The 13533-nt window shown below is 72.9% G+C and carries 13 protein-coding genes; 2 read left to right on the top strand and 11 right to left on the bottom strand.

Annotation, left to right across the window (positions count from 1 at the left end; all coding sequences use genetic code 11):
- Window positions 1-140 precede the first annotated feature (140 nt).
- The 3 genes from ACFXKZ_RS17410 to ACFXKZ_RS17400 all read right to left on the bottom strand — a co-directional run bounded on the left by ACFXKZ_RS17410 (window position 141) and on the right by ACFXKZ_RS17400 (window position 3183).
- Entirely contained in the window at window positions 141-782 is a 642-nt protein-coding gene (locus tag ACFXKZ_RS17410; protein ID WP_380001260.1) for a hypothetical protein, read from the bottom strand.
- Window positions 779-1594 (bottom strand): hypothetical protein, encoded by an 816-nt coding sequence (locus ACFXKZ_RS17405; protein WP_380001258.1) that lies wholly within the window; start codon window positions 1592-1594, stop codon window positions 779-781. The genes ACFXKZ_RS17410 and ACFXKZ_RS17405 overlap by 4 nt, the downstream gene beginning before the upstream one ends.
- 134 nt (window positions 1595-1728) lie before the next feature.
- Complete coding sequence (locus ACFXKZ_RS17400; RefSeq protein WP_380001256.1) at window positions 1729-3183, bottom strand: benzaldehyde dehydrogenase; 1455 nt, start codon at window positions 3181-3183, stop codon at window positions 1729-1731.
- A gap of 159 nt (window positions 3184-3342) precedes the next feature.
- Here ACFXKZ_RS17400 and ACFXKZ_RS17395 point away from each other — a divergent pair, with 159 nt between their 5' ends.
- Window positions 3343-4149, top strand: coding sequence for a GNAT family N-acetyltransferase (locus tag ACFXKZ_RS17395; RefSeq protein WP_380001254.1), 807 nt, complete (start codon window positions 3343-3345; stop codon window positions 4147-4149).
- A gap of 17 nt (window positions 4150-4166) precedes the next feature.
- On the opposite strand, the gene ACFXKZ_RS17390 is transcribed toward ACFXKZ_RS17395, so the two are convergent.
- The 3 genes from ACFXKZ_RS17390 to ACFXKZ_RS17380 all read right to left on the bottom strand — a co-directional run bounded on the left by ACFXKZ_RS17390 (window position 4167) and on the right by ACFXKZ_RS17380 (window position 7084).
- Window positions 4167-4967, bottom strand: coding sequence for a family 1 encapsulin nanocompartment shell protein (locus ACFXKZ_RS17390; RefSeq protein WP_380001252.1), 801 nt, complete (start codon window positions 4965-4967; stop codon window positions 4167-4169).
- On the bottom strand, window positions 4964-6100 hold the full coding sequence (locus ACFXKZ_RS17385) for a Dyp-type peroxidase (protein ID WP_380001250.1): 1137 nt from the start codon (window positions 6098-6100) through the stop codon (window positions 4964-4966). The genes ACFXKZ_RS17390 and ACFXKZ_RS17385 overlap by 4 nt, the downstream gene beginning before the upstream one ends.
- A 246-nt stretch (window positions 6101-6346) precedes the next feature.
- On the bottom strand, window positions 6347-7084 hold the full coding sequence (locus ACFXKZ_RS17380; protein ID WP_380001248.1) for an SDR family NAD(P)-dependent oxidoreductase: 738 nt from the start codon (window positions 7082-7084) through the stop codon (window positions 6347-6349).
- A 71-nt stretch (window positions 7085-7155) separates the two neighbouring features.
- On the opposite strand from ACFXKZ_RS17380, the gene ACFXKZ_RS17375 reads away from it, so the two are divergent.
- Window positions 7156-8103 carry a LysR family transcriptional regulator gene (locus ACFXKZ_RS17375; protein ID WP_380001246.1) on the top strand — a complete coding sequence of 316 codons (948 nt, stop codon included), beginning with the start codon at window positions 7156-7158 and terminating at the stop codon, window positions 8101-8103.
- Window positions 8104-8126: 23 nt separating this feature from the next.
- On the opposite strand, the gene ACFXKZ_RS17370 is transcribed toward ACFXKZ_RS17375, so the two are convergent.
- The 5 genes from ACFXKZ_RS17370 to ACFXKZ_RS17350 are packed head-to-tail and all read right to left on the bottom strand — an operon-like array spanning window position 8127 to window position 13528.
- The gene (locus tag ACFXKZ_RS17370; RefSeq protein ID WP_380001244.1) at window positions 8127-9275 is read right to left on the bottom strand and encodes an alcohol dehydrogenase catalytic domain-containing protein; all 1149 of its coding nucleotides are present in this window, start codon (window positions 9273-9275) and stop codon (window positions 8127-8129) included.
- Window positions 9272-9571, bottom strand: a complete 300-nt coding sequence (locus ACFXKZ_RS17365; protein WP_380001242.1) for a putative quinol monooxygenase — start codon at window positions 9569-9571, stop codon at window positions 9272-9274. Before ACFXKZ_RS17365 ends, ACFXKZ_RS17370 begins: the two co-directional genes overlap by 4 nt.
- An 18-nt stretch (window positions 9572-9589) precedes the next feature.
- Window positions 9590-10246, bottom strand: a complete 657-nt coding sequence (locus ACFXKZ_RS17360; protein WP_380001240.1) for a glycerol-3-phosphate responsive antiterminator — start codon at window positions 10244-10246, stop codon at window positions 9590-9592.
- Window positions 10247-10274: 28 nt separating this feature from the next.
- Window positions 10275-11816, bottom strand: a complete 1542-nt coding sequence (locus tag ACFXKZ_RS17355) for an FAD-binding oxidoreductase (protein ID WP_380001238.1) — start codon at window positions 11814-11816, stop codon at window positions 10275-10277.
- On the bottom strand, window positions 11813-13528 hold the full coding sequence (locus ACFXKZ_RS17350; RefSeq protein ID WP_380001236.1) for a glycerol-3-phosphate dehydrogenase/oxidase: 1716 nt from the start codon (window positions 13526-13528) through the stop codon (window positions 11813-11815). The genes ACFXKZ_RS17355 and ACFXKZ_RS17350 overlap by 4 nt, the downstream gene beginning before the upstream one ends.
- Between the last annotated feature and the right edge of the window lie 5 nt (window positions 13529-13533).

Raw genomic sequence — 13533 nt, 5'->3', positions numbered from 1 at the left:
CGAGCCGAGGGCGCTGGGCGCGGCGAAACGCGGGACAACGACGCGTCGAGGGAGCACCGAATCGCCGACGACGAACGACCCGACCCCCAACCGGGGATCGGGTCGTTCGTCGTCGGCGGCGCAGGTCGGAGGGGCCCGGCTCAGAAGCGGATCGAGCGCTCGATCGACTCGATGTCCCGCAAACGCTCGGTCGCGCTGCTCGGCGCCGAGGACAACAGGTAGATCGGCACCACGCCGGTGTCGATCACGGTGACCCGGAGCCGGAACGGCGCCACGTTGCGGTCCTCGGGCGTGCTCTCGATGTCCATCAGCCACGCGTTGCGCCCGTCGAGACGGGTCGCCTCGCTGGAGCGCACCACGTCCTGGGCCTTGGCCGGGTAGATCAGTTCGAGTTGGGCCCGGCCGACGGTCTCCGCAGTCTCCGGCATCGATCGCGGCTTGGCGGTCACGTACGCCTTGGTGTCGACCACGCCGACCATGAACGTGCCGAGCGGGTTGTTCGGGTCGGGTGTGGGCTTGGCGGTGGGGTCGGTCGCCTTGGGGTCGACGGTGGAGGCGACCGAGGAGTACAGGCCGACGTACGGGTCCGGGGGCTTGGCGTACCAGCCCTGGGGCAGCACGTACGACACGTGCGCCTTCTCGTCGCGGATCTCGCCGGGTCGGGCCGAGCGGGTGGCCGCGGGGGGCGCCGACTCGCCGTCGCCGGCGTTGTCGTCGCCCGGTCCGCACGCGCCGACCGCGATCAGCGCGGCCAGCGTCGCTCCGAGGGCCGCGCGCCTCATCCCAGGACCTCCGCGTCGCCCCCGTCGACCTCCACGTCGCCCGCCTCGACCGCGACCCGGTAGGCCGCCTCGACCTCGCTCGTGGCCGCGCCCTCCCGGTCGAGCAGGTGCGCGTACAGCAGGCGCGAGCCGGCCAGGTCGGCGTCGAGCGCGCGCCGGATGTGCTCCCGGGCGGCCTCGGTTCGGCCCGCGTCCAGTTCGGCGTCGCCGAGGTCGACCAGCGCGTCCTCCTGGCCCGCCTCGACCGCGCGGGTCAGCCAGGCGATGCCGTCGTCGACGGCGTCGCCGTTGAGCAGCAGCCGGCCGAGGTTGGCCATCGCGAACTCGTCGCCCGCCTCCGCCGCCGGGCGCAGCAGCGCCTCCGCCTCGGCGGCCCGGTCGAAGTCCTGGAGGAAGGCGGCGAAGTCGTTCGGCGCGTCGGGGTCGCCGCTCTCGATCGCCGAGACGTACCAGCGCTCGGCCGCCTCCGGCTCGTCGAGCGCGTCGGCGAGCAGGTTGGCGATCGGCAGCGCCCAGCGCGTCTCGCCCAGCCGGTGCCGGTCGATCAGCAGGTCGACCGCGGCCTCCGCCCGGCCGGTGACCTCCAACAACTCGCTCAGCGCGTCCACGGCCTCCGCGTCGCCCTCCGCCAGCGCCCGGCGCAGCACCGCCTCGGCGGTCTCGTCGCCGCCCGCGAACATCAGTTCGCCGGCCTTGCGTCGGGCTTCGGGCGCACCGGCGTCGGCGGCTTCGAGGTAGAGCTTGACGGCGACGTCCATGCGTCCCTCGCGCACTGCTTGGTCGGCCTGGGCGAGGTGGTTCGTGCCGGACATGGTCCTGCTTTCGGATCGCGGGGCGTAGGCCCACGAGCCTGCCACATCAGCGGGCTTCGGACGTGGTCGGCACGGACGGCGCCCGTCGAGGCCGGCCGGCGCGTGTCACCGCTCGGAGGCCGGCGTGCCGCCGCTCAGAACGGATGCGGCGCGATCTCCCCCCGCATCGTCACCCACTGTGTCTCGGTGAATGCCTCGATGTTGGCCTCCGGGCCGCCGAACCGGGCACCCGTGCCCGATGCCGCCTGGCCGCCGAAGGGGGCATTGGCCTCGTCGTCGACCGTCTGGTCGTTGATGTGCACCAGGCCGGTGGGGATCGCGTCGGCCACCCGCATCGCCTGCCCGACGTCGCCGAGGATGCCGAGCGAGAGGCCGTACTCGCTGTCCCGGGCCAGCGCGATCGCCTCCTCGACCGTGCCGAACGGGACGACCGGCGCCACCGGTCCGAACACCTCGTCGGCGTACGCGGGCATCGTCGGCCGCACGTCCGCCAGTACGGTCGGCCGATAGAACAGCCCCTCGTACGTGCCGCCGGCGGCCAGGCGCGCGCCCGCGGCCACGCTGTCCCGGACCAGGCCGTCGATCCGGCGCAGTTGCCGCTCGTCGATGATCGGGCCGAGCGCCACGTCCTCGGTCTCGGGGTCGCCGACCGGCAGGTGATCGGCCTTCGCGGCCAGGGCGGCGACGTAGTCCGGGTACAGGCTCTCGTGGACGAGATGGCGGCCGGTGGCCATGCAGATCTGGCCCTGGTGCAGGAACGAGCCCCAGGCGCCGGCCGCCGCGGCGCGGTCGAGGTCGGCGCCGGGGAGCACGATCAACGCGTTGTTGCCGCCCAGTTCCAGGTGGGCGCGCTTGAGCAGGCGTCCGCAGGTCTCGCCGATCCGGCGCCCGGCGGCGGTGGATCCGGTGAACGAGACGATCCGTACCTCGGGGGCGGACACCAGGGCCGCGCCCGTGTCGGCCCCTCCGGGCACCAGGTGCAGTACGCCGGCGGGCAGGCCGGCCTCCTCCAGGATCCGGGCGAGCACCACGCCGCCGCCGATCGCCGTGCGCGGGTCCGGCTTGAGCAGGACGGCGTTGCCGAGCGCGAGCGCGGGCGCGACGGAGCGGATCGACAGGATCAGCGGGTAGTTGAACGGCGCGATCACGCCGACCACGCCCGCCGGGCGGCGGCGGGCCATGCTCCAGCGCGGCTGGGTCGACGGGAGCACCAGGCCCTGCGGATGCGCCGCGAGCGCCGACGCCTCGAAGCACTCGGCCGCGGCGAAGCCCACCTCGACGGCCGCCTTGGCCGGGACCGATCCGGACTCGCGGACCAGCAGGTCGCGGATCTCCTCGGCGTGCCGCTCGAACAACAGCCCCGCGCGGCGCAGTACGGCGGCGCGCTCGTCGTACGGCCGGGCCGCCCAGTCGCCCTGAACGGCGGCGGCGGCCGTCGCCGCGCGGGCGACGTCGGCGGGATCGGCCGCGCCGACCACACCCAGCACTTTCCCGGTCGCGGGCGCGACCGCCTCGTACGTCCCTCCGGATCCGGGCGTCCACCGCCCGTCGAAGATCTTCCCGGTCCACGTGCCGTCGGCAAGCAACATGCGGCGTCCTCCCAGGCGATCGGCCTCGCGGGTCGCGGCGGACCTGCTCGCGACCTCGACGTGCCCGATACGCCCGGATGTTGCTACGGATTCCTCGCCTGCGAACCGATTCCTTCCACTCACCGGAAGGGTGGACGTGTCGTGTGATGAGGTGTCCCCATGACCGCCGCGACCTCGCCCGTGATCTCCCTCGGCTTCCGCACCGACCTGATGCTGCTCACCCTTCAGGGCAGCCGCGTCGAGGAGCGGGACGGCTACCGGGTCGTCCGTACGCCCGCCAACCCCACCTTCCACTGGGGCAACTTCCTCCTCCTGCCCGCTCCCCCGGCCCCCGGCGCCGCGGGTCGCTGGGTGGACACCTTCCGTCGGGAATTCCCCGACGCGGACCACGTGGCCCTCGGCGTCGACGGCACGGACGGTGCCGCCGGCGATCCGGCCGACCTCGCCGCCGCCGATCTGCACGTCGAGCGCGGCACGGTCCTGACCGCCGCGTCCCTGCGCCCGCCGGCCCGCCCCAACACCACCGCGACCTACCGCGTCGCCGCCGGCGACGACGACTGGGCCCAGGCGCTCGCGCTCAACGAGGCCGGCAACACGGACTTCGAGCCCGCCGCCTACCGCGAGTTCGCCGCCCGCCGCCTGGCCGGCTTCCGCGCCCTGCAGGAACGCGGCCACGGCGCCTGGTTCGGCGCCTTCGAGGACGGCCGACTCCGCGCCGGCCTCGGCCTGTTCACCGACGGCCGAGGCCTGGCCCGCTACCAGATCGTCGGCACCCACCCGGACCACCGCAACCGCGGCCTGGCCTCCGGCCTGGTACACGCCGCCGCCGAGCACGCCGCGACCCACTGGTCCGTGACCACCCTGGTCATCGTCGCCGACCCCGACTACGTGGCGATCGACCTCTACCGCCGCCTGGGCTTCGCCGGCACGGAAACCCAGATCCAACTCCAGATCGTCCCCACCTGAGCACGCCGGGCGTTGCGTCAGGGGCGGGCGAAGCCGATGGCGGCTTCGCCGGTGTACATCAGGAACGTGAGGGTTTCCTGGAAGTAGAGGTGGATGCCCGCGTCGTCGTGGGACAGGTAGCCGATGGACAGGTCCTGGCCCAGGCGCAGTTCGTAGTCGCCGCCTCGGGTGGACAGCACGAAAGCGCCGTCGATGGCGGGGGCCCAGATCGGCTCGCCGGCCAGGATTCGGGTCAGGTGTTGGCGGATCGGGTAGCCGTGGTCCGCGGCCTCGTTGACCGCGGTGTACGCCTCCGGGCCGAGCACCAGGTGGTACGGGCCGTTCACGCCGGCCAGGCGCAGTTCGGTCAGCGCCCGGCTGACCGCGTCCGGATAGTCGCGGGCGTCGGTCGGGAGCGACACCGGCACGTTCGTGGACGCCCGGCGGATGCCCTCGATCGACGCCGCCGGGTAGCCCTCGAAGATCAGCCGGTCCTCGGTGAACGCCATCTTGCGCGCCGCGTCCTTGACGGGCTGCCAGTCCGCGTCCGCGGCGCCGCGCTCGACCGCGTCGACGGCGCTGCGGGCGACGGTGAACGGCACGCGCAGTTCGATCAGCGGGCGGAATCGGCGGCTGCGGGCCTGGACTCCGTCGGCGGGCGGCTCCAGGTCGGTCAGGTGGCCGGTCCCCACGCCGGCCGCCGCGCTGCCGTCCGGCCCGGTCACGTCGACGACGCGCCGGCCCGCGACGTGCTGCTTGAACGTACGCCTGGCCTCGTCCTCGAGGTCGGCCCACGCGGCGTCGGAGATCGGGGCGAGTTCGCGGTGGAGGTTGTTCATGGGGTGAGGCTCCTGGTTTCGGGGGCTGGTGCGGGGTGGGCTGCGGGGTCGACCGGGTCGGCGTCCGGGTCCGGGTCGGCCGCGCCGAGTGCCCCGATGCCGAGCGAGCCGTCCGCGCGCAGCGCCGCCGGGGCCGGGTCGGCCGGGGCCGCGCGCTCGATCGGCGCGTCCGGCGGGCCCGGCGGGTCGTCCAGGAAGTCCGCCGTCGGCACGAAGAACAGCCCGCCGGTGACCGCCGTCGAGAAGTCCAGGATGCGGTCGTAGGTGCCCACCGGACGGCCGATGAACATGTTCTCCAGCATCTGCTCGGTGACGCTCGGCGTACTGGAGTAGCCGATGAAGTAGGTGCCGAACTCGCCGCTGCCCACCGATCCGAACGGCATGTTGTTGCGCAGGATGTCGCGCTCGGTGCCGTCCGGGTCGGTGATCGTGGTGAGCGCGACGTGCGAGTCGATCGGCTTGACGTCGTCCGGCAGTTCGAGGTCGGACAGCTTGGTCCGGCCGATCACCTTCTCCTGCGCCTCCACCGGCAATGCGTTCCAGGACCGCATGTCGTGCAGGTACTTCTGGACTATCACGTAGCCGGCGCCGACGAAGTTCGGGTCCTCCTCGGCGGTGATCGTGACCGCCTCGAACGCATCGCGCCCCTCGGGGTTTTCGGTGCCGTCGACGAAGCCCATCAGGTCTCGCTGGTCGAAGTAGCGGAATCCGTGCACCTCGTCGACCACGGTCGCCGCGCCGGCCAGCCGGTCGGTCAGCACGGTGGCCAACTCGAAGCACAGGTCGATCGACCGCGCGCGCAGGTGGAAGAGCAGGTCGCCGGGTGTGGACACGGCCCGATGCTTGGTGCCCACCAGTTCCCGGAACGGGTGCAATTCCGCCGGGCGCGGGCCCGCGAACAGCCGATCCCAGGCGTGTGAGCCGATGCCGACGACACACTTCAGGTCGCGCTCGGGGAGCCGGAAGCCGACCGAGCGGCGCAGTCCGGCCAGGTCGGCGAGCAGGTCGCGGACCGTGGCCACGGCCGCGGGGTCGGCGTCGATGGTCAGGACCAGGAACATCGCCGTCGTGGCCGGCAGGCCCAGGATCTCCTGCGGCCGGGGCAGCGGCGTCGCGTCGGTCTGTGCGCACATGCCGTGGCAGATCGACGGATCGCGGGCACGGCAAACCTGATTCGGCCGAGGCGATCATGGCGGGGCACGCCCGCGTGGGGGCGGGTGGGGGCTGGTGGGGCGACGATTTTGGCCTCAAACGCCGGCCCGGCTGAGTGACCCGGCCTCCGGCCGAGGTGGCCTCAACGCCGGCCGGGCTACTTGGCCTCAAACGCCGGCCGGGCTGATTGGTGGCCTCGGTGGGGTGGGTGCCGGGGTGGCGTGGGGTTACCAGGGGATTGGGCCGTTTTCGGATTGGAAGGTGGCCGTTGGGCCGTCCTTGGCCGGCGTTGCCATGGCAGCCGCGACGGCTGCGCCCTCCTCTGCCGTGCGTATACCGGTGTGGCGGTTGAGGTCGGTTGCGCAGTAGCCGGGGCTTACCGCGTTGACCAGGATGCCTTCGGTGCGCAGTTCGTTGGCGTAGAGCGCGGTGATCGCGTTCAGGGCGCTTTTCGAAGAGCAGTACGGGAGGAGCATCGAGGAGTAGGGGGACCATGGGCTGCCCGGGTCGGCCAGGTGGGTGAGGGAGCCGAGTTCGCTGGACATGTTGACGATCCGTGCGGCGGCGGAGCGGCGTAGCAGCGGGAGCATGGCGTGGGTCACCGCGATGACGCCGAACACGTTGGTCTCGTAGACCTGCCGGACGGTGGCGGCGGGGGTTTCACTCGGTTTTTGCGGTCCGGCGGCGATCGCGGCGTTGTTGACGAGGATGTCGAGGCGGCCGAACGTGGCGTCGATCTGCTTGGCGGCGGCCTGGACCGACATCTCGTCGGTGACGTCCAGCGGTACGAACCGGACGTCGGCGCCGTCGGCGCGAAGCTCCTCCGCCGCCGCCTCGCCCCGCTCGGCGTCGCGGGCGCCGATCAGCACGGTGATGCCGAGGGCCGCGAGCCTGCGCGCCGTTTCCTTGCCGATGCCCTTGTTCGCGCCGGTGATCAGGGCGGTCTGCTGCGAAGTCGTCGTCATGGCACCCAGCCTCCCCTGGCCCACGGGCGGCAGGGAAAGACCGGACGACTCTGGATCTATAGTCCACGGATATGAATGAGCTGGAGGTGCGGGAGCTGAGGTACTTCATCGCGGTGGCCGAGGAGTTGAACTTCAGTCGGGCCGCGGAACGCCTGGGCATGGCGCAGCCCCCGCTGTCGAAGGCGATCGCTCGAATGGAGTCCCGGCTCGGGGTACGCCTGTTGGAGCGCACCACCCGGCAGGTGCGGCTGACCGCCGCCGGTGGGGTGCTGCTCGACCAGGCCCGGATCGCGGTCGATGCGGTGCACGCGGCGGCCCGGCGGGCACGCCGAGCCGGTCAGCCGACACCCCGACTCGTCGTGGCGGTCAAGCCGGGAGGCGATGCGGGGCTGTTGCGGGAGATCCTCGACGCCTACCGGGGAACGGGTGCGCATCTGCCGCCGCCCGAGGTCGTCGTCGGCGGCAGCGGGGAGCCGATCGCCATGCTGCGGGACGGCCGTGCCGATGTGGCGCTGCTGCGCAGCCCGTTCGACGGCCGGGGGCTGGATTCCCAGACGCTCGTGGTCGAGCCGCGACTGGCCGTGCTCCCCGCCGCGCACCGCCTGGCCGGACGACGGCGACTGCGGCCGGCCGACCTGGAGGGCGAACCGATCCCACGCTGGAAGGGGGCCGCCCCCGCCACCCTCGCCTACTACACGGGATGCGACGGAGCGGAAGGGGGCGACGGCCGGCCGGGCTCGGCGCCGGCCGACCCGCCCGAGGGGCCGCTCGTGGCGAGCGTCGAGCAACTCCTGGAGGTGGTCGCGCTGGGCCAGGCGGTGGCGTTCCTGGCGCTGTCCACCACCAAGCGGTACCGGCGCCCGGACATCGCATACCGGCCGGTCACCGGCCTCAGCCCCAGCGCGGTCGTGGTCGCCTGGCCGGAGACCTCACGATCCCCGGCCGTCGCCGCCTTCGTCCGCGCCGCCCACGACGTCGCCGCCCACCACCCCGACCACATGAGCGCACTGGCCTACTGACCGAGGGGCGCTTACCCCGGGGTCTACCGCCCAGCCGCCACCGCCGCCCCCGTGCGGATCACCTGGCGGATGGCCTCGCCGCTTGCCAGCGCCTCCATCGCCCCGTTCAGGTCGTCCAGTTCGACCGTCCCCGTGTGCAGCAGCTCGACCGGCATCTGCCCGGCCCGCCACAGGGCCAGGTAGCGGGGGATGTCGCGGCGGGGGACCGCGTCGCCCATATACGAACCGATCAGGGACTTGCCCTCGCCGGCGAAGGCCAGCGCCGGCACCGCATGCAACCGCCGACCCGGCGCCGGCAGGCCGACCGAGACCACCCGGCCGCCTCGACCCACCGCCGCCAGGCAGTCCGCGATCACGCCGGCGCTGCCGACCGCCTCGATCACCACGTCCGGGCCGTCGCCGACCAGGTCGCCGATCGCGCCCACCGCCTCCTCCGGGTGGTACGCGTGCGACGCGCCGAGCCGCAGCGCCAGGTCGCGCTTCGCGGGGACCGGGTCGACCGCGACGATGGGGTACGCCCCGGCCGCCCGCGCGCCGAGCACCGCGGACAGGCCGACCCCGCCCAGGCCGAACACCGCGACCGACTGGCCCGGCCGTACCGCCGCCGTGTTGATCACCGCACCCGCCCCGGTCAGCACCGCGCAGCCGAACATCGACGCCACCTCGAACGGCACGTCGCGCGGGATCGGCACCACCGACTCCTGCGCCACCACGGCGAATTCGGCGAACGCGGACACCCCGAGCTGGTGGTGCACCACCGCGCCGTCCGCGTCCCGGAGCAGGGCCGGCCCGTGCAGCAGCCCGCCCGAGCCGTTGGCCGCCGCGGCGGCCGAGCACAGCGCCGGCCGGCCCTCGTCGCACCGCACGCAGTGGCCGCAGCTGGGCACGAACACGAGCGCGACGTGCTCCCCCGGCGCGACCCGGTCCACTCCGGGCCCGACCGCCTCGACCACGCCGACCGCCTCGTGCCCGAGTGCCATCGGCAGCGGCCGGACCCGATCGCCGTTGACCACGGACAGGTCGGAGTGGCACAGGCTCGCGGCGGCGATCCGCACCAGCACCTCGCCCGCACGCGGCTCGCCCAGTTCCACATCCTCGATCGCGACCGGCCGGCTCGTCCCGTACGGCCGGGCCTGCGAAGTCGCGCGCAGCACGGCGGCCCGCATCCTCACGGCGCGACCTCGCGCGGGGTGAGCCGGACCACGTCCCGGCTCACCAGCAGCGGCACCACCTTGCCGAGCACGATCTCCCGGAAGTGTGCGGAGGCGCAGTGCGCGGTGAAGTCGGCCTCGGCGTCGTACTCCTCGACGAGCACGATCGTCCGGGCCTCCTCCGTGCCCTGATGTACGCGATAGCTCCGGCAGCCGGGTTCGGCCAGCGAGTGACGGGTCATCTCGTCGAGCAGGGTCAGCACCTGGTCCTGCGCGTCGGGATGGGTGAGATAGCGGGCGACGACTACGTAACTCAAGGGTGGTTCTCCTACGTACTACGGGGCGGGGGAAGCAGGGGGCGGGGGTGGCGCGGTCGCGCCGAGCCGGTCGCGCCGCAGGTCCCACAACCGGGGGTCGGACGTGGCCACGGCGACCGCGCCGAGCGCGAGTGCCGCAGCGGCGTCCTCGGCGGTCTCCACGAAGCCCGCCGCGACGAACGGCGACATCGCGCGTTTGGCCTCGGGGGTCATCCGGGCCACGATCGGCGACGGCATGATCTCGACCAGGTCGGGGCCGCCGCGCGCGATCGCGTCGGTGCTGCGGCGCATGTTGGAGCGGTCGGTGACGAACACCTTCTGCATGGTCAGCAGCCCGAGCGGGCGGCCCTTCTCCATCAGCGAGAGTCGGGTGCTGACCATGCCGTGCGCGCCCATCGCCTTGAGGAATTCCAGCGCGCCCTTGTCCTGGGCCAGGCCGGGGCAACTGTCCACGTTGACGAACACCGTCTTGCCCGCCCTGCCGAGCAGCTGCACGATGTTCGGCAGCTGCCCGACCGGGATGGACGCGAGGATGCACACCTGTGCGGGCGCACCGAGGAAGTTCTGCAGGCGCTGGGGTCCGATGATCGACGCGATCACGGGTACCTCGGCGAAGGCGGACGAGAGCACGGAAGACATCCGGGGCGCGCTCGCGGGGCGTCGACTGGCGTTCATGACCTACCTGGGCTGGGTCTCGGCCGCCTCACGCATCGAAGCGGTTGGGCAGGCCCAGTTTGCCAGGATTGAGTATTCCGGCCGGATCGAGGCCGGCCTTGACCTTGGCGAACGTGTCGAACCCGGCACCGAGCGCGGCGGGCAGGTACGGGCCGCGCAGCAGTCCGCAGCCGTGGTGGTGGCTGAGCGCGGCGCCGTGCCGGATCAGCACCTCGTTGGCCGCGTCCCACACCGCGCGGTACCAGTCGCGGCGCCGGGGCCGGTCCACGTCGCCGCGCAGCGAGAAGTAGACGCAGGCGCCGTCGGTGTACGCGTGCGACTGGTGCGCGGAGGCCGCGAGCGTGCCGGGCACCGCCTGGATCGCCGCGACCACCTCGTCGTACACCTCGCCGAGCGCCGTCCACGACCCGGCCATCTCCAGCGTGTCGGCGACGAAGCCGGGCCCCGGGGTGAAGCCGTCGGAGGACTTGCCGACCAGCATGCGGTCCCGCAGCCAGCGCTCGAACACCGCGTCGCTGTCCAGTTCGGGGCCGTAGCTCAGGCAGACCTCCTCGCTGACCTTGAGCATCGCGTCGACCAGGATCGGATCTCCCTCGTCGGCAATCAGCAGGAGGTTGGTCTCGGGGTAGTCGAAGTGCACCCCGCTCTCCAGCTTGTCGTACAGGCGCAACACCGCCGGGGTGGCGCCGCGCTGCATGATCTTGCGGCACGCGTCCAGGCCCTCGGCGAAGGTGTCGAAGCCGAACGCGAGCGCCTTGGCGTAGGTGGGCAGCGGGTGTACCCGGATGCGCGCGGAGACGATCACGCCGAGCGTGCCCTCCGAGCCGATGAAGATCTGCCGCAGGTCGGGGCCGGTGGCGGCGCGCGGGTAGTCGCCGTAGGTGGCCCGGGTGCCGTCGGCGTGCACCACGTCGATGCCGACGACCATGTCCTCGATCTTGCCGTAGCGGGTGGAGAGTTGGCCCGCGCCGCGGCAGGCGATCCAGCCACCGACGGTGGAGACGGCGAACGCGGACGGCCAGTGGCCGGTGGTGACGCCGTGGGTCTCCTGGAGTTCCTTTTCGAACAGGTCGCCGAACATGCCGGCCTCGACGTCGACGACGAGCGATTCGGCGTCGAAGGAGACGATGCGGTTCAGGCCGCACAGGTCGAGCACGACGCCGCCGTGCACGGGCAGCGCGGCGCCGGTGACGTTGCTGCGGCCGGCGGAGGCGGTGACCGGGATGCCGGCGGCGTGGCAGATCCGCAGTACGGCGGCCACCTGGTCGGCGTCGACGACCTCGACGATCACCGCGTCGGGGGTGGCGGGGCGGCCGTCGGTCTCACCGATCATGGTGCCGGCCCACCAGTCGCGGGTACGGGCGACCACGTCGTCGCGGTCGGTGTACACGGCCTTGGCGGCGGCGCGCAGGTCCTCGATCACCGGGGCGGGCACCTCGACCACGGTGCCCTGGAGCGACGCGTCGCCGGTGCCGATCGGGGTGTTCCGGGCCCACTTGGCCGGGGTGGGCGCGCCCACGATGTAGTCGCCGCGGTTGAACGGGTTGGTGATGGTCTGCCTGCTGATCACTTCGCGGCTCCTTGGGATGCGATCACTGCGGATGTGGGTTCTTCGGGCTCGCCGAGCAGGACCGCCTTCTCGTGCCGCACGGCGGCGAGGTAGTCGGCGACCTGGCGGTCGATCTGCGCGGCGGTCAGGCCCAGTTCGGCGCCGAGCAGCCGGCCGACCTCGGGGGCCGCGGCGGCCGAGGCGTCGCGGGCGAACAGGCGCGAGCGGGTGCGTCGGGAGAGCACGTCGTCCACCGAGCGGGCCATCTCGGAGCGGGCCGCGTAGACGACCTCGGCCCTGATGTACGGCATGCCGGCGACCACCGGCTCGGCGAGCGCGGGGTCCTCGGCGAGCAGGTCGGAGACGAAGCGGGCCTCGGTGCCGTAGCGCTCGCCCAGGTGTGCGGCCAGGCCACCGGACGCGGCGACCGCCTCGGCGTCGTAGCCGGCACCGCCGATCAGCGGCAGGTTGGTGGTGCGGCTGCGGCCCTTGCGGCCCAGGACCTGCATCACCTTGTCGATCACCAGTTCGCCCATGTGCCGGCTGGTGGTGAGCTTGCCGCCGGTGACGGTGACCATGCCGCCGCGACCGACGCAGATGTGGTGGTCGCGGCTCATGTCGAGGGTGGCGCCCTCCTTGCCGCCGACCAGCGGACGCAGGCCGCCGATGCTGCCGATCACGTCGTCCGGGGTGAGCCGGCCCTCGAACGCGGTGTTGGCGCCTTCGAGCAGGAACTCCATCTCCGGGCGGGTGCAGTGCACGTCGTCGATCGAGCCGCGGTAGTCCTCGTCGGTGGTGCCGAGCACGACCGCGTCGCCCCAGCGGGTGCAGGTGGCGCGGCGGGCCCGGCCCGGGATGGGCACGGTGACCGTGCAGTCGATCCGGACCTTGTGCCACGGAACCACGATGTGCACGCCCTTGGCGGGTCGTACCTGCGGCCGGTGGTCGTCGTCGGCCAGTCCGTCGACGGTGTCGCTCCACACGCCGGTGGCGTTGACCACGGCGGAGGCGCGCACGTCGAAGCGCTCGCCGTCGACCTCGATCCGGGCTCCGGCGGCCCGGCCGCGCTCGGTCAGGATCCGGTCCACCGTGGCGCCGTTGAGCACGGTGGCGCCCAGCGCGGCGGCGGTGCGCACGATGGTCAGCACCAGGCGGGCGTCGTCGGCGCGGCCGTCGAAGTACATCAGCCCGCCTTGGAGGTGGTCCGCGCGCAGCGTGGGCGCGTGGGCCAGTACCTCGTCGACGGTCAGCCGCTGGTGCAGCTTGCCGATCCGCCAGCCGCCGACCAGGTCGTAGGTCCACAGCAGGCCCTCGAAGCCCTTGGCGAGGCGGGCGTCGAAAACGCCCTCCTTCTCCAGGATCGGGAACAGGAACGGCAGACGATGCACCAGGTGCGGTGCGTTCTTGCGGAAGCGGTGTCTTTCCAGGAGCGAGTGGCGGACCAGGTTGACGTTGCCCTGCTCGATGTAGCGCAGGCCGCCGTGCACCATCTTCGACGACTTGGAGGAGGTCCCGGAGGCGAAGTCGTCCTTCTCCACCAGGGCCACGTCCAGGCCGCGCGAGGCCGCGTCGAGCGCGGCGTAGGCGCCGGTGACGCCGCCGCCGACGACGAGCACGTCGAAGCGGTGGTCCGCGAGTCGGTGCTTGGCCCGGCCGCGGTCGAGAAGCAGCGGGGTGCCTCTCGTGGCCGCCGCCGACGCCCGTCGTGGCTTGCGGGCGGGCATCGAAATCACAATCA

Origin of the sequence: Embleya sp. NPDC059237, assembly GCF_042754105.1 — a bacterium.
GTDB lineage: Bacteria > Actinomycetota > Actinomycetes > Streptomycetales > Streptomycetaceae > Embleya.
The sequence above is the reverse complement of the archived record's forward strand: the minus strand, read 5'-3'. Positions and strand labels throughout refer to the sequence as shown.